The sequence below is a fragment of the Clostridium sp. Marseille-P3244 genome, assembly GCF_900120155.1.
In the GTDB taxonomy this organism is placed as follows: domain Bacteria; phylum Bacillota; class Clostridia; order Lachnospirales; family Lachnospiraceae; genus Mediterraneibacter.
Genome location: NZ_LT635549.1, coordinates 1,280,623 through 1,301,840, shown reverse-complemented (window position 1 = coordinate 1,301,840; position 21,218 = coordinate 1,280,623). Strand labels below are relative to the sequence as shown.

General features: G+C 50.2%; 27 protein-coding genes. 6 read left to right on the top strand and 21 right to left on the bottom strand.

Features of this window, described 5'->3' with window-relative positions; translation table 11 throughout:
* Positions 1 to 201: 201 nt before the first annotated feature.
* From BQ7367_RS07900 to BQ7367_RS07855, 13 genes are all read right to left on the bottom strand, one after another.
* A complete protein-coding gene (locus BQ7367_RS07900; RefSeq protein ID WP_235837572.1) occupies positions 202 to 2,118 on the bottom strand; it encodes a DUF927 domain-containing protein in 1,917 nt (638 codons plus the stop codon).
* Positions 2,078 to 2,665, bottom strand: a complete 588-nt coding sequence (locus BQ7367_RS07895; protein WP_072524943.1) for a CHC2 zinc finger domain-containing protein — start codon at positions 2,663 to 2,665, stop codon at positions 2,078 to 2,080. Before BQ7367_RS07895 ends, BQ7367_RS07900 begins: the two co-directional genes overlap by 41 nt.
* Positions 2,643 to 3,245: a hypothetical protein gene (locus BQ7367_RS07890; protein ID WP_072524942.1), complete on the bottom strand. Its 603-nt coding sequence runs from the start codon at positions 3,243 to 3,245 to the stop codon at positions 2,643 to 2,645. The genes BQ7367_RS07895 and BQ7367_RS07890 overlap by 23 nt, the downstream gene beginning before the upstream one ends.
* Positions 3,235 to 3,900, bottom strand: a complete 666-nt coding sequence (locus BQ7367_RS07885; protein ID WP_072524941.1) for an AAA family ATPase — start codon at positions 3,898 to 3,900, stop codon at positions 3,235 to 3,237. Before BQ7367_RS07885 ends, BQ7367_RS07890 begins: the two co-directional genes overlap by 11 nt.
* Entirely contained in the window at positions 3,900 to 4,484 is a 585-nt protein-coding gene (locus BQ7367_RS07880; protein WP_143142971.1) for a hypothetical protein, read from the bottom strand. Before BQ7367_RS07880 ends, BQ7367_RS07885 begins: the two co-directional genes overlap by 1 nt.
* 8 nt (positions 4,485 to 4,492) lie before the next feature.
* On the bottom strand, positions 4,493 to 4,666 hold the full coding sequence (locus tag BQ7367_RS14590) for a hypothetical protein (RefSeq protein WP_200786724.1): 174 nt from the start codon (positions 4,664 to 4,666) through the stop codon (positions 4,493 to 4,495).
* A 6-nt stretch (positions 4,667 to 4,672) separates the two neighbouring features.
* Positions 4,673 to 5,170 carry a siphovirus Gp157 family protein gene (locus tag BQ7367_RS07875; RefSeq protein ID WP_072524939.1) on the bottom strand — a complete coding sequence of 166 codons (498 nt, stop codon included), beginning with the start codon at positions 5,168 to 5,170 and terminating at the stop codon, positions 4,673 to 4,675.
* A gap of 15 nt (positions 5,171 to 5,185) precedes the next feature.
* Positions 5,186 to 5,389 carry a hypothetical protein gene (locus BQ7367_RS07870; RefSeq protein WP_072526141.1) on the bottom strand — a complete coding sequence of 68 codons (204 nt, stop codon included), beginning with the start codon at positions 5,387 to 5,389 and terminating at the stop codon, positions 5,186 to 5,188.
* A gap of 84 nt (positions 5,390 to 5,473) precedes the next feature.
* A complete protein-coding gene (locus tag BQ7367_RS07865) occupies positions 5,474 to 5,674 on the bottom strand; it encodes a hypothetical protein (RefSeq protein WP_072524938.1) in 201 nt (66 codons plus the stop codon).
* 21 nt (positions 5,675 to 5,695) lie between these two features.
* A complete protein-coding gene (locus BQ7367_RS14470; protein ID WP_159431640.1) occupies positions 5,696 to 5,833 on the bottom strand; it encodes a hypothetical protein in 138 nt (45 codons plus the stop codon).
* 130 nt (positions 5,834 to 5,963) lie between these two features.
* A complete protein-coding gene (locus tag BQ7367_RS14465) occupies positions 5,964 to 6,125 on the bottom strand; it encodes a hypothetical protein (protein ID WP_159431639.1) in 162 nt (53 codons plus the stop codon).
* Positions 6,126 to 6,173: 48 nt separating this feature from the next.
* The gene (locus BQ7367_RS07860; protein WP_072524937.1) at positions 6,174 to 6,833 is read right to left on the bottom strand and encodes a Rha family transcriptional regulator; all 660 of its coding nucleotides are present in this window, start codon (positions 6,831 to 6,833) and stop codon (positions 6,174 to 6,176) included.
* Positions 6,834 to 6,881: 48 nt separating this feature from the next.
* Positions 6,882 to 7,097, bottom strand: a complete 216-nt coding sequence (locus BQ7367_RS07855; RefSeq protein ID WP_072524936.1) for a DUF739 family protein — start codon at positions 7,095 to 7,097, stop codon at positions 6,882 to 6,884.
* A 170-nt stretch (positions 7,098 to 7,267) separates the two neighbouring features.
* Here BQ7367_RS07855 and BQ7367_RS14245 point away from each other — a divergent pair, with 170 nt between their 5' ends.
* From BQ7367_RS14245 to BQ7367_RS07825, 6 genes are all read left to right on the top strand, one after another.
* Positions 7,268 to 7,960: a helix-turn-helix domain-containing protein gene (locus BQ7367_RS14245; protein WP_083588902.1), complete on the top strand. Its 693-nt coding sequence runs from the start codon at positions 7,268 to 7,270 to the stop codon at positions 7,958 to 7,960.
* Positions 7,961 to 8,013: 53 nt separating this feature from the next.
* Positions 8,014 to 8,472 (top strand): ImmA/IrrE family metallo-endopeptidase, encoded by a 459-nt coding sequence (locus tag BQ7367_RS07845; RefSeq protein WP_072524935.1) that lies wholly within the window; start codon positions 8,014 to 8,016, stop codon positions 8,470 to 8,472.
* Between the two features lie 63 nt (positions 8,473 to 8,535).
* Positions 8,536 to 8,880 (top strand): hypothetical protein, encoded by a 345-nt coding sequence (locus BQ7367_RS07840; RefSeq protein ID WP_072524934.1) that lies wholly within the window; start codon positions 8,536 to 8,538, stop codon positions 8,878 to 8,880.
* Between the two features lie 524 nt (positions 8,881 to 9,404).
* Positions 9,405 to 10,775 (top strand): recombinase family protein, encoded by a 1,371-nt coding sequence (locus BQ7367_RS07835; protein ID WP_072524933.1) that lies wholly within the window; start codon positions 9,405 to 9,407, stop codon positions 10,773 to 10,775.
* Positions 10,776 to 11,216 carry a type 2 periplasmic-binding domain-containing protein gene (locus tag BQ7367_RS07830; protein WP_072524932.1) on the top strand — a complete coding sequence of 147 codons (441 nt, stop codon included), beginning with the start codon at positions 10,776 to 10,778 and terminating at the stop codon, positions 11,214 to 11,216. It abuts the gene before it with no gap.
* Between the two features lie 41 nt (positions 11,217 to 11,257).
* Positions 11,258 to 11,599: a hypothetical protein gene (locus BQ7367_RS07825; protein WP_072524931.1), complete on the top strand. Its 342-nt coding sequence runs from the start codon at positions 11,258 to 11,260 to the stop codon at positions 11,597 to 11,599.
* 169 nt (positions 11,600 to 11,768) lie between these two features.
* Here the strand turns inward: BQ7367_RS07825 and BQ7367_RS07820 are convergent, their stop codons facing one another.
* The 8 genes from BQ7367_RS07820 to hydA all read right to left on the bottom strand — a co-directional run bounded on the left by BQ7367_RS07820 (position 11,769) and on the right by hydA (position 21,196).
* A complete protein-coding gene (locus tag BQ7367_RS07820; RefSeq protein ID WP_072524930.1) occupies positions 11,769 to 12,824 on the bottom strand; it encodes a sulfate/molybdate ABC transporter ATP-binding protein in 1,056 nt (351 codons plus the stop codon).
* Between the two features lie 3 nt (positions 12,825 to 12,827).
* Positions 12,828 to 13,532: a molybdate ABC transporter permease subunit gene (modB, locus tag BQ7367_RS07815; RefSeq protein WP_072524929.1), complete on the bottom strand. Its 705-nt coding sequence runs from the start codon at positions 13,530 to 13,532 to the stop codon at positions 12,828 to 12,830.
* A 20-nt stretch (positions 13,533 to 13,552) separates the two neighbouring features.
* The gene (gene modA / locus BQ7367_RS07810; protein ID WP_072524928.1) at positions 13,553 to 14,437 is read right to left on the bottom strand and encodes a molybdate ABC transporter substrate-binding protein; all 885 of its coding nucleotides are present in this window, start codon (positions 14,435 to 14,437) and stop codon (positions 13,553 to 13,555) included.
* 166 nt (positions 14,438 to 14,603) lie between these two features.
* Positions 14,604 to 15,047, bottom strand: coding sequence for a winged helix-turn-helix domain-containing protein (locus BQ7367_RS07805; RefSeq protein WP_235837571.1), 444 nt, complete (start codon positions 15,045 to 15,047; stop codon positions 14,604 to 14,606).
* 33 nt (positions 15,048 to 15,080) lie between these two features.
* Positions 15,081 to 17,675, bottom strand: coding sequence for a selenium-dependent xanthine dehydrogenase (gene xdh / locus BQ7367_RS07800; protein ID WP_072524927.1), 2,595 nt, complete (start codon positions 17,673 to 17,675; stop codon positions 15,081 to 15,083).
* A complete protein-coding gene (gene yqeB, locus BQ7367_RS07795; RefSeq protein WP_072524926.1) occupies positions 17,672 to 19,072 on the bottom strand; it encodes a selenium-dependent molybdenum cofactor biosynthesis protein YqeB in 1,401 nt (466 codons plus the stop codon). The genes xdh and yqeB overlap by 4 nt, the downstream gene beginning before the upstream one ends.
* Positions 19,069 to 19,827, bottom strand: coding sequence for a selenium cofactor biosynthesis protein YqeC (gene yqeC / locus BQ7367_RS07790; RefSeq protein WP_072524925.1), 759 nt, complete (start codon positions 19,825 to 19,827; stop codon positions 19,069 to 19,071). Before yqeC ends, yqeB begins: the two co-directional genes overlap by 4 nt.
* Position 19,828: 1 nt before the next feature.
* Positions 19,829 to 21,196 carry a dihydropyrimidinase gene (gene hydA / locus BQ7367_RS07785; protein ID WP_072524924.1) on the bottom strand — a complete coding sequence of 456 codons (1,368 nt, stop codon included), beginning with the start codon at positions 21,194 to 21,196 and terminating at the stop codon, positions 19,829 to 19,831.
* Positions 21,197 to 21,218 lie beyond the last annotated feature (22 nt).

Genomic DNA, 21,218 nt, shown 5'->3' with positions numbered 1-21,218 from the left:
TGGGGTCTTACCATCTTACCTAAAATACCCCCCATACACTCATATTTTTTTATCATATTTTTCGCACTGCCATTTACGCGCGCGTAACGTATATGGGGTAAGGTAAGACTGGTAAGACGGTAAGACTGTATATAATAAAGCCCCATTTTAAGCCATTTTTCGGTCTTACCTTTTGTCTTACCAAAAAATGGTGGTAAGACCCTAATCAAACGGAAGTTCTATCTGCTCATCTTCCGCTTCCGTAAATCCATCCTTGTCCGCGGCGGGTTCCATGTTCAGTTTGATATAGCTCGCTTTTACGCCATATACCTTTGTCTGATGGACCAGTTTGCCCTGGGAGTTCCGGATCACCCGGTCTTTCGCCGCCCATTTCTTACTTACTGCGGCATAGTCATATCCGCTCTTCTCCAGGAAGTCGCAGAGAACGTCCTTATTGATCACCGCTACGGGCGGGCGTTCCGGATGTTCTTCATCCGTGTCGATCCTTCCCCAGACTTCTCCCTTATTGGCGGAATCCGCATCATCCGGATTCTGGAACCGTACCGGGTTTCTCGCGATCCAGTTCAGGACCATCTGGTAGGAGCGCTCCGCGATATCTACTTCCTTCGCGCTGCGCAGATATGGTGCCACATCCTGGACTGTCAGCGGATCCTCTCCCTCAAAGATCACGTCCGTCAGGATCCGGTCCGCCACCAGCATGCACGCCATTGCCATGGCCTGCTTCTCTGTCGTATCCAGCTTGCACATAGCGTCAAAATATCTCTTGTATTCCTCCTGCAGCTTCCTTGTCTCTGTGTTCTGAAGGTACTCCACCAGGAGTTTCCCGGCATGTCCGTAATTCTCTGTCAGGATCGATACCGTATCGTTTCCATCTTCCAGCAGCTTCTCTTCGACCTCGATCTCGATCACGCGGTTTTTGGATCCGGCCCGGCTGTTGGACTTTGTGATCGGCTCTTCCCCGGTAAAAAGGTAGCTGTTGTGCCATGTCTTCGTCTCTTCCACACCACCGGAAGCCTTTCCACGACCGCGGTCGATCCCTTCCGTGATCTGGTAAATGAACCTATCATAATTCGTAAAATATTTATTGTCTTTCACCGTCTGCAGTTCATCCCCTGCATAGGGAAGACTGTATAAAAAAGCTGCTGTGCGCCGCACGTTCACGCTTGTTGCATCCATGGTCTTGACCAGGCCGCCCATCTTCGGGTTGCCCCAGATAGACATGGCTGCCATGATGGCCACAGTTTTTCCGGTACCGGATTCCCCGCTCCAGATGTGGAAGACAAATGGCAGGATCCGCAAAGCTTCGATCAAAACGCTGCCGAGGCTGGCCGCAAATGCCAGGCGGATGATCCTATTTTTCCGCAGGATGCTGCAATGATCCTTCCATATCTGGAAACTACCGCTTTCACGGACGTTCTGGAAGATCGGGTCATATTCCTTATTCCCGTCATATACAATATCATCAGCATATGGCATGAACTCATTCCCGCACCAGCCCAAGCGGTTAATAGACCGCGTCGGCGCCAGTTTAGCCGGGTTCATTCCGATACAGTCGCTGATATACCGCACAAGGTACTTTGCGTTTTCTGACGTCACTTCGATCCCGATCTTGCTCAGGACCTTGACGATCAACGTGTTATCCGCGCAGACTTCCCGGTTCACTGTCACCTGATTCCATGCCCCATATTTAAAATAAGCCAGCCGGACCCGTTCCTCCCCGGTATCTACATTCTTCAGGATCTCCATCGGCAGGATCGGATGCATGCACGCCGTGATCTGTACCGGCATCCCGCGGCTGTCAAACTTCTGCATGGTGACGCCCAGATCTGTCGCCCTCCAGGGGCCGCACTGCAGCTCGACCGGCTGCTCTGTGAACTGGGTCACATTCCCGCGTTCCATCATTTTTTGCTGGTAATCTTTGAAGAAGGACTGGAGAAGATTCGAGAACTCCCGGCTTCTCTTCAGAAGGCGGGCCCGGTTCCGCAGCGCTTCCACAAACTGGGTCCGCTCCACGTGGTCATCGATCTCAAAGATCTGATAAAAAATCTCATCTGGGAATGGATCCGCCGGCGTCAGTTCATTCATCCCATCCAGCAATTCTTCTTTGGATCTCTCCAAGACGCTTCACCGCCTTCCTGTCCCTGTAGTATTCTTCTGGATGTTCCCTGATGCATTGCATCCGATACTCCACGATCGACAGCTCCTGCATCGCCTCTGTAAAGTGCGGGGAAGAAAAGCAGTGCGCGGCGTCACACAAGAGCTTCCAGTATTCTTTCAGGATGGCTCCCGCCTCTTTCTGGAATCTCCGCAGTTCCTCATATTTCTCCTGCGCTTTCTGCCGTTCCCGCTTCTCCCGGTATGTAAGCCCTTCCAGCCGGATCGGGAGCGAAAAATCCTCGATCAGCTTCTTGCAGGCCTCCTCATTGGAAAGCCCGAACAGCTGGGCCGTAAATCTGATCACATCCCCGCCATTGTGGCAGGTGAAACAGTAATACCCCTTGTCATGCTGATAGATCTTCATGCTGGGATGGCTGTCGGCATGAAAAGGGCAGAGGCAGAACCCCTGCCGGTTTACCCGCAGGCCATAGCACTCCGCGGCAGTCCGCATGCCCAGCCTCTGCTTCACCTCCTCATAGTCCGCTTTACATAAATGGGAGCTCTTCATCGATCCCCTCCGGGACGCTCATAAAACCGTCTCCATCCGGCTGGCTGTTTTCAGGCGCCGGCACGTCCCTCCCGGCCTGATCTTCCAGGAGCTTGTCCTCCGGGATCCTGGCATCCTTTAATCCGTCTATGCTGCGGATCTGCACGATCTTCGTTGCCATCCGCTTCCTGCCGTCATCTGTCAGGAATTCCTCCCGGCCCATCACTGCGCCGAATCTCTTCCCGACCAGAGTTTTCTCATTTCCTTTGGTCCCCCATGGGAAATGAAAGCCCTCATTGGACCGTTCCACACTGGTCATCAGCCCCTTAAAGAACGGGAGTCCGCTCTCATCCATGTACTGCCGGTGTACACCCTTGTACTTGGCGTTCTGATTCACCTGTTTCTCTGCATCATACTGCTTCCGGTAAAACCCCTTCTGATCCCCTTCTGCGATATCAAACTGCATCACAAAACGGTCCCGTCCATTGGCCTCCTCCTGCTTCGCGCCCAAAATCTCGCATACATACAGTCCTGCCGGCAGCTGGGAAAATTCTCCTGTATACGCCGGTGCCTCATCATATCCTTTCGGTTTACTGATCATTCTTATCTTCCTCTCTTTCTCTGTTTTTCGGATTCTCTATCCCGTAATACTCCCGGATCTTGTTATCCACATACAAAAGATCATTGTCGATCTCGACTTCGGGGAACATATCATCCGGAGCCTTACTCACAGCCCCGTCTTTTGACTGGGTCACGAACGCATACCGCTCTCCCTTTACCGCCCGGAGCACAATGGTAAACATCCCTTCCAGGCAAACTTTTTCATCCAGAAGTTTCCCGATCGTCTTCGGCTTGATATCTCCAAATTCATTCGTATCCTCATGCATGACCACATAGACAATCCGATCGTCCGGGGCCTCGGAGATTGCCTGGATCAGCCGGTAGAAGTCATCTGCCAGCTGATTATAAAGGCCAAACACCGCATTCCCTTTTCCTGTGGTGCTGTGTCCATCCATGAACTGACCGGTGATCAGATACCCTGCATCGTCGATCACGATGGATTTCGGCCACTGCGGACTTTTTACTGCGCTCTTGATCTTTCCATAATCGCTGCATACATTCCCCGGAAGCTTCCCACGGAATGGCAGCGGCTTGTTCAGCACCCGGATCACTCCGAAATCTTTGCCGACACAGTTCTTCATACTCCGGCTTTTCCCGGTCCCAGACTTCCCTATGATCAAAACCGGCACTCCCATTACAGCGGCACCTCCTCAAACTTCAGACCCTTCAATACCTTCAGGATCGGTGACCCTTCCTCTGACATCTCCGATCTGCTTACAGCCAGCGCAGATGTCTCATTCTTCCAGATCAACACGCGCCCTGTCTCATCCCTGGATGATGGTCCCGCAGGTGTCCCATCATGTTCCGTCTCCCGGATATCTATGATGTCATAATACTCACTGGGGATTGGAATGACCTCGCCTGACATCCGGCACTGGATCAGCCGGTAGCTCGCCCAGCGGGTGGCGTAGATGACCGGGATCACTGAAAACGGGATCCGGGCTCCCTGGAACCTCTTCGGAAGGTCCAGATACGGATTCTCTGACACCTCATACTGCTGTACTTCATCCTTCTTTGCCTTAAATACTTCGCCTTCATTCGGCAGTTCCCCGGTGTGTTCCATGATCGCCGCTTTCAGCCAGTTCGGCACATATCCTTCCTTGGTCCATGTGGCCCAGGCTCCGCCTGAGATCACCAGGCCGCCATAAATCCTGCCTACTACCAGGCCATTGTGCCGGAAAGCGTCCTTGATCCATCTCTTAAACATTGTCTTATTCAAAAACATTTCTATTCTCCTTTACATTTCCTGATTGACTCCTGTATCAGTTCCAGGATGATCTCGCACTCCTGAAAGGTCGGGTTGTACAAGTATTTCCCATGCGTCAACTGTTCCGCTATGATCCCCGCTGTCTTTGCGATCTGTCCCATCCGATAAGGCGTGATCTCTTTTCGTTCTTCCATGGTCCATCACCGGATATTCAGGTGTTTCCCATAGGGTTCCAGATGTGCCCATTCCACTTCCTTGTCCTGTAAGAGCTCCCGGATTGCATCATTGTTCACCTTCGGCGGCTGCGGGATCAGGTACTTGCCCGGGATCTCGTCCAGGTTGTCTGTAATAGACAGGGGCTGCTTCCCTCCGTTCTTCGCGATACTGAAGGAAAACAGCAGGGTCTTGAATTTCGTCTTCCCGATAAATTCAAGGTTGGCCTGCAGACGGTCTTTTAACCGCTGAGCCTTGTTCTCCAGGGACTTCCTCCTGGCACACATGCGCTCTTCTTCTGCTTTCAGTGCCATGGCATCCGCCTGAAGGTTCTTGATCAGTTTTGCGTAATTATCCGCCTTCTCCTCGATCTCCCCGTCGATCGCTTCCAGCGTGTCCATGATGGTCTGTTCATCCGTTTCGCCGTCATAAAGCATGTCTTCCACTGTCTTATATGCATCTGTCAGTTCATAGATCGTACTCATTTTTCATTCATCCTCCTATACAATTTGTGCAATAATGTCCCGGATCATGGCTGTTCCGGAATCCATGGATACGTTGGCCTTCTTGGTAGCTCCGGACGCAAATGTGGCCAGCACGGCCTCCTGCTCCGGGATATACTCCAGGTCTTCCAGGTCGTGCAGGTTTCTTGTCGCCTGCAGGGCCGGCAGTAATAGATCACAGATCTTGCTTTTATCTTCCATTTTTCTTTCCTTTCTGTTATAATTTAGATGGATAATTTCCTGAGTGCTTACCGGCCTGCCAGCCATTATGTAAGCGCTCATTTTTTATATTGGCCCGGCCTGCAGGCAATACAGCAAAACTATCCCTGTAAACGTTATACCGGCCACGAATCCAGCCCCGATGTATGCCAGCACCAGCACCACCGCCGATGCAAAGTCCCGCTTCTTCCGTTTGTGCTGGATTAGTTTCCTTCTGTATGCCGGAGGCTCCCGGTATGCGGGGATTATGCTCAGTTCGGTTTTCATGCTTGTCCTCCTCTCTCCCGCTCACGCGGGCTTCTCTTCTGTTACTTCTGTGATCGTGCAGTCACCATACTGATGGCGGTATGTTTCAAACAATGCCTCCATGAAATGATCTGCAAACTCTTTTTCTTCCGCCTCGTTCCGGATTTTAGGTTCTTCCATTACATTCACCGCCTCTCTATAAAATCTATGTCGACTGGATTGTCCGGTTTTCCGGTATCTGGTATAATCTTCCTATCAAATGATGAAAGGAATGATTTTATGTCTGATGAAACTACAAATAAATTTTCCCTTATATCTGTTTGCGTTTCATAGAATCAACAAATTCTTTTGTGTTAAGTTCAATATCCTTTACATAGCCATCTACTATTTCAAAATAGTGGGTGGCTAATATTTTTGTTGTAATAACTGATGCAATGATTGCTCCCACGATACTTCCAATGATTGTCCGCATTCTCACCTCACCTCCTTCTCGTCCGTCTGAAATAAATAATCGAGTGACTTATGCTGTTGCCTCCAGATACGCCAAATCTCTAACTGTCTCAAGTCGCTTCTTACAGTCCTTATAAATCTCCTTGTAATGCTTACCCGTCAGGATTCCTGTATCAATCACATGAAGAATAATATTCTCCATTAAAGACAGATTATTAAGCTGCATCACCGTGGCCTCGTCTCTCTTCTGAATACCGGCCATCTTATTTGCCAGCTTAGAATATGTCATATACAACATATCCGCATGAGTACTCCCCTGACTCTTGGCATATTCCACGAGTTTCTTGATCGTGTCCGTCTCCGCCTTGCGTGTCAGTTTGCCCGCTTGTCTGGTCTCAATCCATGTCTGAGTCTGCCGCTCGAGAATGAATCGACGCATCTTATAAAATTCAGAAACTAATCTGGCTTTGAACTCAACAACCGTTTCTGTGTTTTTCAAAAGAGTTATAAGGAACGTTGCTTGCTCCTCATTCAAGGAGTAATACTCTTCTGGTCTACCTCCGGTACTTTCTGCCTGATATGGGGCAGAAAGTTTTCCAAACCGCTCCATTACCTTTTGGTGCTTTCGGATAGTCTCCTTTAATTTTCTGTGGGTAACTCCTGTTCCTTTTGAAATAATTAGGCTATCTGTAAAAACATCATTTCCGTTCAGCGTTACTAACTCCTGCATCTGCTCTCCTTTTTTGATGATTTTAAATCCGCATTTCGGTTTTGTTTTCTAAACTTTTTCTTTAAAAAAATATTTTGGTATAAACTTTGTCTGGATACCCAGTAACTCAGATGCCTTAAGTATTTCTTCCTGAGAAAAGTCTAATTTATTATTGAGTCGTTGATTTAATGAAACACGTCCAATTCCTAATGCTTTTGCGAAATTTTCTTGAGTATCAAACTTAAATCTTATCAGTCTTACAAGTTCGGTGTAGTCAAACGCCATGTTTTTCCCTCCTATCTGCCTAGTTTAGTTTTCTGAACACCATTAGCATATCATTCCCTCAACACTTTGTCAATCATAAAATTTAGTTTTTTAAACTTATTTAGAAATTAAAACTTTTATGTTGCATTTTATAAACAACTGTGATATTGTAAATTTACGGAGGTGATTAAATGAATACAGCTCAACGCATAAAAGAAGCATTAGAACTTCGTAATATGAAACAAGCTGACTTAGTAGAAAAAACCCAAATTAGTAAAGGGGCTTTGAGCTCATATATCTCAGGAGCTTACGAACCGAAACAAAAAAATTTATATAAAATCGCTAAGGCTTTAAATGTATCTGAATCCTGGCTGATGGGGCTTGATGTTCCTATGGAAAGGGAAAACAAATGGGCAAACATAAAAAAATCTATAAATAAAACGGATGCTTTTGAAGCGCAGTTAAAAGCCATAGGATGGACTTGTGAATATTTTGGCTGTAATGATTGGGAATTAATTGAAAATGGCGGAATGGGATTAAATGATGAAGGCGAGATGGTTGATGGAGGAACGGGGCATCCCATAGGGTGTTCACTTCCAAATAAAGGATATACAAAATGCGAAAATTGTGTATATCGACATCCTCATTATAAATTTTCCAATGGAACTCTTTCATTTGATGTTTCAATAAAGGAATATAATTCATTTTGTAATGACGTAGAACTCTTTTATAAAAAGCGTTTACAAAAGTTATTATTAAAATCATCTGAACAAATATTTGATAATGATACAGAACTCAACGCCGCCCATGCCCGTACCGACATAGACATACCAGAAGGCATAGACACATCCGATGATGATATTATGGATGATGAAAATTTCTAAGTCCAGTTTATAGGACAAGATTTATAGTACACTATAAACTGGAGGTATGACCTATGATATATGAAGCACTTTTGGATGAGGCATATCAGGAAGGGCTTATTGTAAAGGAAAAGCCCCTTAAATACAATAACGGTAGAATTAAAGGGAAACGTATCGCCATCCGTAAAGATATCGACACTTCCACTGAAAAAGCCTGTGTCCTCGCGGAAGAGCTGGGCCACCACCATACCAGCATGGGGAATATCCTCGATACATCGGATGCCGGGAACCGCAAACAGGAGCGTCAGGCACGGCTCTGGGGATACAACAAGCTGATCGGGCTGACCGGTATTATACGGGCCTATGAAGCCGGCTGCCAAAATTGCCATGAAGTGGCAGAGTATCTGGACGTGACAGAAGAATTTCTACAGGATTGTATCGAAACATATCGCGGCAAGTATGGTCTTGGGACTGAAATAGATGGGTACTATGTTATGTTCATTCCCAATCTGACTGTATGGAAATTGGTATAACCCCGGAAGGGATTATATAAATGTGGTGTTTTTTGGAATGAGAAGAAAGAGAGGAAATGTAACATGAAAACTTGGAAACTGGTATCTGGTATTTTATCAATCGTGCTGTTCGTATTTGTAACGTTCCAGTCTTGTGCGGCGGGAGTTGCAAATACTCTGGAAGCTAACGGAGAAGTCGGAGGATCTGCCGGCATAATTGTTGCTCTTATGCTTCTTGTTGGCGGCATCGTTTCTATCGCCACCCGCAATGGTGGAAAAGGCGGAAACATTGCTTTGATTATACTTTTCGGTATTGGCGCGCTTTGTGGATTTGCGCTGGCAGGCGGCTACAGCGATTTATATATTTGGTCAGCATGGTGCTTAATCTGTGCGATACTGGCAATTGTTTCATTGGTCAAATCCAAATAATATACCCGCCCCGGCACTCCCAGAGCCGCCGGGGTGCCCAAACAGAATAATGTATTTACCCGGGTAGCCGGGAAGGCGTGCAGTCATCCGTTCTTATCCTGTAGAAAGGGTGAAATGCTATGACTACATATGAAGAATTCATGGTAATTTTGACCGTGTCAACGCTCATTGTAGCAATTCTGAATTATAGAAAATAAGCAAGCCGCCTTGTCTCTTGGCCGGAGTAGGCAGCTTGCTTTTTAGTAACTGTTAACTTTGCACCGGAGCGGATAGGCTTCATCTATCTTCCGGCTATCCTGTTAAGTACATTATAGCAAATGTACCCGAAAAGTCAACCGCCCGATGCGCCAACATCGGACGGAGATGATCTCCGAAGAGATACCTTCTTGACAGGAATATTGTATCATCTTCGGGCAGCCGACACAATCCAGAACATCCGTTCATTGTCCGGCTGTTATTTTGTATCGCCGTTTCCTGCGTAGGAACACGGTTTGAAACATACAAATGAATAAGGAGATGATAGCATGGAAAAAAGGATCCGGTGCGCCATTTACGATCGTGTGTCCACGGATATCCAGGTTGAAAATGGTCTGTCTCTGGATACGCAGAAGGAACTGCTGACAGAGTATGCCACTTCCCACGGATATGAGATCGTCGATTATTATGCTGATGAGGGTTTGACTGCCCGGAAGAAGCTGCAGAACCGGAAAGACTTTCAGCGGCTTCTTTCAGATGTCCAGAAAGACAAAATAGACCTGATCCTGGTGACAAAGCTGGATCGATGGTTCCGGAACGTCCGGGACTACCACAACACACAGGCGATCCTGGAACAGCATCATTGCAACTGGAAGACGATCTTGGAGGATTACGACACGTCCACGGCGGACGGCCAGCTTAAGATCAATATCATGCTGGCAGTGGCCCAGAATGAGTCAGACCGGACAAGTGAGCGTATCAAGGTGGTGTTCGAGCATAAGCGGAGAAATGGGGAACTGATCACCGGGAAACCTCCGTTCGGATACATGACGGTGAATAAGAAGCTTCAAAAGAACCCGGAAGAATCCGAAATTGTAGAGGAATACTTTCGGCAGTACCTGGGAAGCCTGTCGAAACGCAAGGCGATCAACTATATCCGGGACGTATATGGCGATCGCGCCCCATCCGCCCAAGCGATGGATAAGTTTACCAAAAAAGAGGTGTACTGCGGCTGGCGCGGCGATGATCACAATTACTGCGAGCCATATATCACACCGGAGCAGTTCCGCTTTATCCAGGAAACTACCTCCGCACGTACCTTTCACACATCAAATGAGCCGTATATCTTCAGCCAGCTCATGAAGTGTCCTTACTGCGGCGCCACGATGACCGGATTTGTAAAGACCCACAAATGTAAAGACGGATCTGTCTCCCGGTATAAGCGTTACCGCTGCTCCCGGAAGTTCGATCAGCATCCCCGGGGAATATGCATCTCTGAGTCTACTGTCGAAGAGTACATAACCCATCACATCAAGTCGGAGCTCAACCGGAAGATGTACACCATCAGGAACGGAGGAAATCCAAAAAAGAAAGAGGATCCGGAGCCTCGCATCCGGGCGGAAATGAACCGGCTGAACAACATCTACATGAAAGGACGTATATCTGAACAGGAATATGACCGTCAGTATGAGGCTTTGGAAACGCAGCTCAGAGATGAGCTTCAGAGACAAAAAGAAACAGCCGCGGATTATGAGCATATTGTCAAAATGCTCTCCGGAAATTGGATCGACATTTATAATGCCCTTGATCCGGAACACAAAAATGCCTTCTGGAAAAAAGTCGTGAAGGAGATCGTTCTGAACAAAGAAACCCACAAAATAGAATCTATTAATTTTATGCCTTTTGGGTGCGGTAATTAATTGCGCTCAGTTGAATTTGAACCCGGCGCCACTTCCCTGGAGTCTGAGGGCAAGGGCTATGTCGTCGCCTCTCTGGGCGAGGACAGCGGCTTTGTCCCCTACACCGCGTTCAGCGCAAAAGAAAGCTATATCGGCGAAAATCCTGACATTATCCAGGGATTCACCAACGCGCTGCAGAAAGGGATGGATTACGTACAGTCTCATACTCCGGAAGAGATTGCCGCTGTCATTGAGCCCCAGTTCCCGGAAACAGATCTGGAAACAATCACTACTATTGTGACACGGTACTATGACCAGGAAACATGGAAGAGCGACCTGATTTTTGAAGAAAGCAGCTTTGATCTGCTGCAGGATATCCTGGAAACCGCAGGAGAGCTGGAAGAGCGGGTGCCTTATGAAGATCTCGTCACAACAGAATTTGCGGAGATCGCGGCGCAGTGATATAATATTTCTGTACCTTTTATACGAAAGGAAGATTCTGTATGATCGACAAAAGACTGATCCCTGTAGCCGGATTAAAAAAAGAACCCTTCTCCGGGAGCCATAATGGCATGCGCTATTTATTCCTTGGGGATGACGGAAAGAACAGTACGACCTTCACAGTTTTTATCTATCCCGAACCATGGTGTTTTGAACAGACGCCGGCAGAAGAACGGCAAAGCGCGACATTTCCCCTCACAGAGGACGGAATGGACCAGGCGATCGAATGGCTGGTCGAGAATTATACCTCTGAGCAGAAGCGATGGAACACTGCTTTGAAGGGAATGATGAGCACAGTAAAAAATGAGAAATCGGACTCTTTATCTAATTTTAAGAATGTTTAAGATTTCTTCCATATATTGTCACAGCCGATTCACATTTCTCTGCTATCCTGTAAACATGATAATAAGAAGACGATGGCTGTACATACAGCTATTGCATGCACAGCCATCGGACTTCGCCTAAGAAGCTTTGAACAGATCTCCTTATACGGGTTCTGTTTTTATTTTGTTTTTATTTCAGAAACAGTATTTTATCTTCCTTGAATTCAAGATAATCCGGCATTCCTTTCTTCTTCAGTTCATCCCCCTTTTCCCGCTGCACAAACCAACAGATCATCTGTGCATCTTCACCTGTCATTTCAGGTCTGATATAGTAATTTTGTTCAAAAGGTAACACCGCGCTGCTCTCCAGATCAAACCGGATCATATTCTCGCCCCGTTTTCCCCATACAGGGATAATATCATGGGCCCGGTATCCGAGCCATTCTGTATACTCCGGGATCTCAGAATGAGTATGCAGGCAGATCCCCCAGTCCACAGCCTCAACTGTATGGGCATCTCTGCGCACTGCCCGGGAAAGATTTTTACATCCGGTCAGTCTTGCAGCCTCCCGGCTTACCGGATTCGCAAAAATCTCTTCTGTCCGTCCTGCTGCCGCAATGCTGCCCTGATCAATGATCAGCAGTTCTTCGCTGAACCGGTATACTTCATCCCGGTTATGGGATACCATGATAACCGTCCCTTCATAGCCTTCCAGCATCCGGATCAGCTGCTGCTGAAGCTGATCTTTCAGGTGCATATCCAATGCAGAAAACGGTTCATCCAGGAGGATCACGTCCGGTTCATAGGCCATGATCCGGGCAAGGGCCACTCTCTGCTGCTGACCTCCCGAAAGCTGTCCCGGAAGGCGTTTTTCCAGGCCGTTCAGCTGGAATTTTTCCACCATTTCCTTCACTCTGGTTTCTGTCTCCTGTTTGCCTCCCTTCAGACCGGCCGCAATATTTTTCTCCACCGTCATGGTAGGAAACAGGGCATAATTCTGGAACAGATAACCCACATTTCTCTTCTGAGGCTTTAGATTGATCTTTCCTGCTTTGTCAAACAATGTGCGCCCTTCCACCTCAATGTGCCCTTCGTCCGGCGTCTCGATGCCGGCAATGCTTTTGAGGGTCATGCTTTTTCCGCACCCGGACGCGCCCAGTATGCCGATACGCCGGGAATCACTCTGAAAACAGATATCCAGCCGGAAACTGTCCAGCTTCCGGCGGATCTCAACCTTTACAGACATGGCCTACCACCTCCCGATATGTTTCATCTTCCTGCCTGAAATCAGATTCATCAGGAAAATAATCACAAAGGCGATAACCATAACGATCGCGACCCAGATCCCCGCGGTCAGATAATCTCCATCCTGAATGACCATGGCGATCTTCTGGGAAATGGTACCTGTTTTCCCCGGAATATTCCCGGCCAGCATAGAAGTCGCGCCATATTCACCCAGCGCTCTGGCAAAGGTAAGGATCGTCCCTGACGCGATCCCCGGGCCGGCTGTAGGCACAATGATCTTCCAGAAAATCTTTGTATCCGACATTCCCAGTGTCCGCCCTGCATAGATCAGATTCATATCGATCTGTTCCATGGCTGCCCTGGCATTTCTGTACATCAGCGGAAATGCGATCACCGTAGCCGCTATGACACATCCCAGCCAGGTCTGCACCACTTTGAACCCGAATTCGTCGAAGAGAAATTCTCCCAGCGGTCTTCTCCGGCTGAACAGCAGAAGCAGGAAGAATCCCGCCACTGTGGGCGGAAGCACCATGGGAAGCGTAAGTATGCCGTCAACGACTGCCTTTTTCCCCGGCGATGCCTTCACGACTTTCCGGGCCGCAAAAATCCCCAGGAAGAACGAAATAATCGTGGCCACGACCCCTGTTTTCAGTGAAATAACCAGGGGACTCCAGTCCAGTTCCTTCAAAATCTGTATAACTTCTTCCATAACCTTCCTCTGTACGGTTCTTATACGTCTGTGTCAAAATAATAGGATTCAAATATCTCCTTCGCTTCATCGGAAAGTATGAATGCAAGGAAATCCTCGGCCGCCGCTGTCTGCGCATCATCCGCTTCCTCATTTATCACACGGGCGATGGGATAGATGACGTTGCCGGTCAGATCATAACTTACCGTCTGCAGGATCTGAAGATCTTCCTCATATCCATATGTATCAGAATAATAGGTGGTGCCGACCTCACAGGACCCTTCCACTACCGCTGAAAGAACCTTGCTCACATTGTCCTGTTCGCTGATCTCCACGCCGCCGAGGGCCTCAGATATTTCCTCTGTCGTAATAGATGCGGGATCGTCTGTCTCCGGAAGAATCCCCAGACTGATCAGAGCCTGTCTGGTATACCTGCCCACAGGCACGCTGCCGCCCGCAAGGGCGATACTCTCCGCATCTCCCAGATTCTCCAGTCCTGTCACCTTGGTTCCGCTGTCTTTTAATGTTACGACAACAACCTGATTATTCACCACATCTGCTCTTGTTCCTTCTACCATCAGGCCGTCTGCTTCCAGGTCATCCATCTGTTTCTGGGCCGCGGAGAAGAAAATATCACACTCATATCCTTCCTGGATCTGCGTCAGGAGCGTTCCGGAACTGTCCGGATTGTAAGTGATCTTTACATTCGGATGATCCTCATTATATATTTCTGCCAGCTCTTCCATCACTGTATTCAGACTTGCAGCAATAAATACCTGGATCTCTGTCTCCTCTTCCTCTGCTGCGGCATTTTCCTCTGTCGTGCCGCCGCTGTCCTCCCCGGCGTCACTGCTTCCGCCTGAACAGCCCGCCATTGAAAATACCAGGACTGCCGCCGTCATTGCCGCTAAAATTCGTTTCTTCATTACTTTTCCTCCTTGACTTTTACATTTTCTCTTTTCATCTTCTCTGTCCTTTTTGCTGTTACCTTAAAGTATACTCGATTGTTTTTTCAAAAGCAATCGAATTTAAAAATTGTGGCAGGATACCGGTCTTCCTGTTCCACTCCTGCCACACCGTTACATCCCCATTTTAAAAATCCACAAATATTTCTCTGTATTTTTCCTCCGCGATCTGATCAAGTTCCTGTTCAAATTGTTCATAACGCTCCAGCAGCAGAGCTCCTTTTTCACTGAGCATTGCGCCGCCTCCATTTTTTCCTCCATGGCTGCGTTCTATGATCGTAAAACCCAGCTCTCGCTCCGCACGCTCAATGATCCTCCTGCCTTTGCTGTAAGACATTCCCATCTTCTCGCATGCCTCGCGCACGGATCCCTCCCGCCTTATCCCTTTGAGAAGTGTCCTGACGCCCGGGCCAAAAAAAGATTCCATACCGGCCAGCTGTACCTTCAGCCGGGGACGGATGTTGTCCGGCATATTCAATTTTTTCTGTCCCAGGTCGGCTGTGTTCTCCTTCCCGTTCATCTTCTCATCCTCTCTCACAGCTGTTCCACCGGTTTCCTGGATTTCATCCATTCCCGCTGCCGATTACTGTCAACTCACCGCCGGTCATTTTGCAGGCTTCTTTTTCTTTGAATAGAAGGTATCTTCCATTGGAAGTTTCGTCCGGAGCACATGATCTTTCGCATAGTACGCTCCCTGGACTGCGGGAGCTGTCGGAATCGTCGCGATCTCTCCGATTCCCTTCGCGCCATAGGCAAAGGGCAACAGCTCTTCTTTCTCCACATAGATGGCGTGGATATCCGGTATCTGAGGCGCGCGCATCAGTCCCAGTGTCCCGTATTTTGCCTGGGGCACGCCATCTTTCAGCGGGAAATCCTCTGTCAGGGCGTATCCCAGTCCCATCAGCACCCCGCCTTCGATCTGTCCCTGGATGGAGATCGGGTTCACGACTTTTCCGGAATCGTGGGCCGCATACACTTCTTTTACCTTCCCGTCATCATCAAGAATTACCACATGAGTGGCAAATCCATAAGCCACATGGCTCTTCGGATTCGGGACATCTGCGCCCAGTTTGTCTGTTGGGTCAAAGAATTCGGCAAATGTCTCCCAGCCCTCCAGCTTTTCCAGGCTTCCTCCCGCCTCTTTGAGCGCCTTATTAAGATCCGCCGCTGCCATCCGCACTGCCTCGCCGGTGATCAGGGTCTGACGGGACCCGGACGTAGTTCCGGAATCAGGCGCCACCTCTGAATTGGCTCCCATATTCACAATCCTGTCTCTCCCTAGCCCGGTGGTCTCTGCCACCATCTGAACAAACACAGTGGCGCATCCCTGCCCGATATCAGAGGCGGCGCTGTACAGTTCTACTTTTCCGTTGTGTACTTTCAGTTTTGCCCGGCCTTTGTCCGGAAGACCCACACCCACGCCCGCGTTCTTCATGGCGCAGGCGATCCCGGCTCTTCCCGGATTCTTCTCATACACATCCTTCACCGCCAGAAGCGTCTCTTTGAGCGCGGTGGAACAGTCCGCAATCTGTCCGTTCGGCAGCACTTTTCCGGGCTCAATGGCATTCCGGTAACGGATCTCCCAGGGAGAAATTCCTACCATCTCCGCCAGAAGGTTGATATTGGATTCCAGAGCGAACTCGCTCTGGCACACGCCGAAGCCTCGGAACGCCCCTGCCGGAGGATTATTTGTATAATAGCCATATCCGCGGATATCTGTATTCTGATAACAGTATGGCCCTACAGAATGGGTACAAGCCCGCTCCAGGACAGGACCGCACAGGGACGCATATGCCCCGGTGTCAAAGTAAATCTCGCAGTCCAGTCCCGTAAATATTCCGTTTTCATCACAGCCCAGCGTAAATGTGCCCTCCATGGCATGCCGCTTTGGATGGAAATTGATCGATTCCTGTCTGGAGAATGTGATCTTCACAGGACGCTGGACTTTATACGCGGCCAGCGCCGCGATATGCTGGGCGGAGACGTCTTCCTTGCCGCCGAATCCTCCGCCCACCAGCTTGTTTTCTACCACGATCCGCTCCGGGTCCCAGCCGAACATGATCGAGATCTCATGCCGGGTATCGTACACTCCCTGATCGGAAGAATACACCTTGATCCCGTCCTTATAGGGGAATGCCACCGCACATTCCGGCTCCAGGAACGCATGCTCTGTAAACGGCGTCCGGTACGTCTTCGTCACCACATATTTTGAGTTTGCCAGGGCCGTTTTCGCGTCTCCCCTGGTCACGTGGCGCTTCTGGCAGAGATTGCCGGCAGAATGTACTTTGGGGGCATCCTCGGCCATGGCCTCCTGAATGGAAGTCACCGGCTTCAGCTCTTCATAGTCGATCTCCACCAGCTCTTTGGCCTCTTTTAAGATATCCTTTGTCTCCGCCACCACCAGACAGATAGCATCGCCAACGCAGCGGGTCACTGATCCTTTCGCGATCATCACATCCCAGTCCTGCTGGAGATGTCCCACTTTGTTATGGGGCACGTCCTCCGCCGTCAGCACGGCAAGCACGCCGGGAAGAGCCAGCGCTTTGTCGGCACGGATATCCAGCACCCGGGCACGGGGATATTTCGACCTTACGGCTGATGCGTACACCATGCCCTCCATCTCAACATCATCCGTATATTCGCCGTATCCCAGCACCTTCTCTCTGACGTCCAGACGGAAGGCCCGCTGTCCTACTCCATAGTTGTCACCTTTTTCCAGGTCTTCCTCTATCTGCGCGTCTCCCCGGAGGATCGCTGCCGTAAGCTGGATTCCTTCAATGATCTTCTTATATCCGGTGCAGCGGCAGATATTTCCTTTCAGAGCCGCCTTGATCTCGTCTTCTGTGGGATCCGGCACTTTATCGATGAGCGCCTTTCCCGCCATCACCATCCCCGGGATGCAGAAGCCGCACTGTACGGAACCGCAGGCGCCGAAAGCATACACAAACGCCTCTTTCTCCTCCTCGCTGAGTCCCTCTGTCGTCAGGATGTTCTTCCCCGCCGCCCGTTTTGTGGTGAGCACGCAGGACTTGACTGCCCTGCCGTCCACGATGATCGTACAGGTTCCGCAGGCGCCTTCACTGCATCCGTCTTTGACGGAATGCAGATGCAGATCTTCTCTCAGATACCGCAGAAGCGGTTTCTCCTGATCTGTACTTCTTTCAACTCCGTTTACTGTAAAGGAATAAATTTCGCTCATTCTAACTGTCCTCCTGCCTGCATTGTTCTCTCTGACGGCAGATCCTCTCTCAGGTCAACGTCCTCCAGTTCTTCAGTCTCTGCTTCCACGATCCGCACTCTGTCCCGGTACTTCTCCATCAGCTGTCTGCCTCCCACATCACCGGAGAGTCCTCTCAGTTCGGAAAAATATGCCGGATCCCACAGAGCGGGATTTCCTTTTCTGGCGCTGCTCCCGGCACAGACGATGCTTCCCGGATGCAGCACGGCCTCATTAAATATCCTCTGTATCGTTGAAATTTTCAGCCCCGGCTGGTCACATACAGAAAAGAGAACTCCCTTCAGAGGACGACTCCCGCTTCTTCCCTGAAGAGCCGCCTCGAGCCCCAGCTGGAGTGATCTTGAGATTCCCCTCTCCGGTTCCCCGTTCCATACCGGGGTTATGCCCCGTCTTCGCGCCTCACGGGCAATCATTTCGTCACCGGTGACAATAAACGCGGAAAACGCGGAAAACGCCTGCATCTTATCCAGCATGTGCTCATACAGTGTCCGCCCGTTGATGATTGCTCTGAGCTTGTTCCCGCCGAATCTTGTTCCGGCTCCCGCGGCAAGCACCACGATCGCGTACCCGCCTTTCATCTTCTCAAACCGGCTCACAGCTTCCAGAACTCCTCCTCCGATGGCCCTGGCTTTGTCAGATATGGTATAGCAGTGAGATAACTCTGCTCTGGCGTCAATGTCGCCCACTTTCAGGTCTTTCGTTACCGGCGCTCCTTCCTGGAGCATTCCCCGGACGATCCCGCTCATCTGGGCGTACACGGGCTTTCCTCCCGTCAGCGCGACAATCTGTCCCTTCTCCACACATTCCCCGATACAGGCTTTGGGCTCCATCACCCCGTCCGCGGATGCCCGGATCAGCCTTTCCAGAGTATACCCTCCTACATTTCCCGGTATTCCGGTATTCGGGATGGCGCTGCCTTTCCAGATAATATTTCCCAGAGTATGCCCTCTTTTTGTCTCGATCACGCAGTGGCAGTCCCTTCCTGCTTCAAATCCCGGGCCGACGCCGACCACAAAAGGCGCGTCTGTGATCTGCGTGCCCAGATTTCTCTTTGCCAGGATGGCGTCGACGATGACGTCCGGACCGTACCACTTCCTGCTTTCCGCTTCCGGATCCACTATAACGGCAATATCGCCTCTGCCCATGATCTCTTGTGCTTTCTCCCGGCTGTCCGCAAGGAAACCGCAAAGTTCTTCCACCTCTGCTTTTCCCTCATAGACTGCTCTGGACAGCGCAACCGTCCTGCGCACTGTCAGGGGAACCGCGATCTCCGTCATCAGGATCTGATGCCCGGCTCCATACAGGCGGGAGGCAATTCCCGTGGCCAGGTCTCCCGCGCCTTTTATCAAAATCTTCATAACTGTCTGCTCCACTTTTCCTCTAGACAGGATGTAACCAACACCCGGTCTACCCCTTTTACTTTCAGCAGCCCGCATATCGCAAGGGCAGTTTCCCTTCTGCCTGGTGTATCCGCTTTATTCAGAATGACGGTGTACAATGCCTTCGAAGGACAGCCCTTCCTTCCTCCCTGCTCTGAGGCCGCAAGGAATGCGATATCCCCCGGCGTCACCTGTTCGGTCCCTTTCTTCTCCAGCAGGGCTTCTGCTTTCTTCTGACGAAAACAGACCTCTTCCAGGGGCCGCCCCACCGCGTCAAGGCCATACACTGACAGGACATGCGTTGTCTGCGGAAGGATCACCGGTTCATGGTCTGCCGGGACTTTCAGCGGCATCCGTTTCGCTCCGTCCGCCTCGATCAGCACAGGGATTCCCCACCCGATCATCTGTTTCAGATGTTCTTCCGGAAGGCCCTTCAGCCTGCCGCCGGACGAAGAACCGCCTGCCCACGCCTGCCTGTATGCTTCGAGGCATTCCCGGATCTGATCCGGCGAAGGATCAGTGAGAAAATAAGGGTGCTCCTCCTTCAAGACGTGCGTCGTAGTCGTGACGATTGCTTTCTGCCCGGACTTTGCATACTCCTCCGCGAGCCGGCGGAGCAGAGAAGTCTTTCCTCCTGCCCCTACCACAGAGACTACCGGAGCCGTTCCCAGCCCCGCGGCCTTCACCAGAGATTCTGCCTCCTGCAGAGATCCGTTCCGATAATATCCGACCATCTCATTCTGCCCCGTGGCGGATATAGGTGCCGGCGTTCTCTAAAAGGATCTTTCCGTTCTCCGCCGCCAGCGTTCCCCTCAGATAAACCTGTTCTGCCCGCCCGTGGATCTTCGTTCCCTCCATGGGGCAGTAATCACAGGCTGACTGCTGGGACTTTGCGGACAGCGTCCACTCTGTATGGGGATCCCAGACAACAATATCGGCGTCAGCCCCCGGGACAAGAGCCCCCTTCCAGGGGTAAAGACGGTAAAGCTTTGCCGGATTCTCCGCCAGATACAGACACATCTGCTCCGGAGTGATCCTCTTTTCCTGCACCCCGAACTGCCAGATCAGAGCCGGGCGCTCTTCCGCCCCTGGCATTCCGCAGGGCGTTCTCGAGAAATCTTCTGCCCCTGCGTCTTTCTGTTCCTGCGTAAAGCTGCAGTGGTCCGTGGCGATCGTCTGGATCCGCCCTTCCCGCAGTGCCTGCCACAGCACTTCCTGATTTTTCTTCTTCCGCAGAGGCGGCGCGATCATGTATCGCCTTGCCTCTTCTGCCGGAAGTGAATATTTTTCTTCATCCATCACAAGGTACTGTGGACAGGTCTCTACATAAACAGTCTGTCCCGCCTCCCTCGCTCTTAAGATCTCCCGGTAACCTGCTGCCGTGCTCAGATGCACAACGATGACCGGCGTGTCCACACACTTCGCGATCTTCAGAAGGCGGTTCACTGCCTCAGCTTCAGCTTCCTTCGGACGGGTCCAGGGGTAATCTGAGACATCCATCCTGTTCCCCTTTGTCTTTTCCGTCTCTTTCAGCCTGGCCTGGATGATCCCGTGATTCTCACAGTGCACTCCGGCAATACCTCCCAGTTCTTTCAACCGGGCAAGAATCTGGTACATCTCCTCGTCATCCACCCTGGTGTCATAGGTCATATACAATTTGAAAGACATGGTCTCTTTCTTTGTGATCTCCTCCAGCTCCCGGCTGATCTCCTCATTCCAGTCCGTCACGGCCAGATGGAACGCATAGTCACAGGATGAATGGCCGTCTGCCTTTTTGTGCCAGTTGTCCAGTCCCTGCCGCAGACTCTCTCCCGGGTACTGGGTGGCGTAATCAATAATACAGGTGGTGCCGCCCGCCAGTTCTGCCTTCGTCCCGGTGTCAAACTTGTCCGCCGTGACTGTATTGCTCACTTCCAGCGCCATATGGGTGTGCGCGTCAATAAATCCGGGAAATAAAAGTTTACCCCTCACGTCCACAATCTCGGCATCCGGAAAATCCAGATCCTTGCCTACCGCCAGGATCTTCTCTCCTTTCACAAGCAGATCCAGTTTCTCCATACCCTCTCCGTTGACAATTGTTCCGCCTTTGAATAACCGTTTCATCGCTGACCCCTTCTTTCCGGAT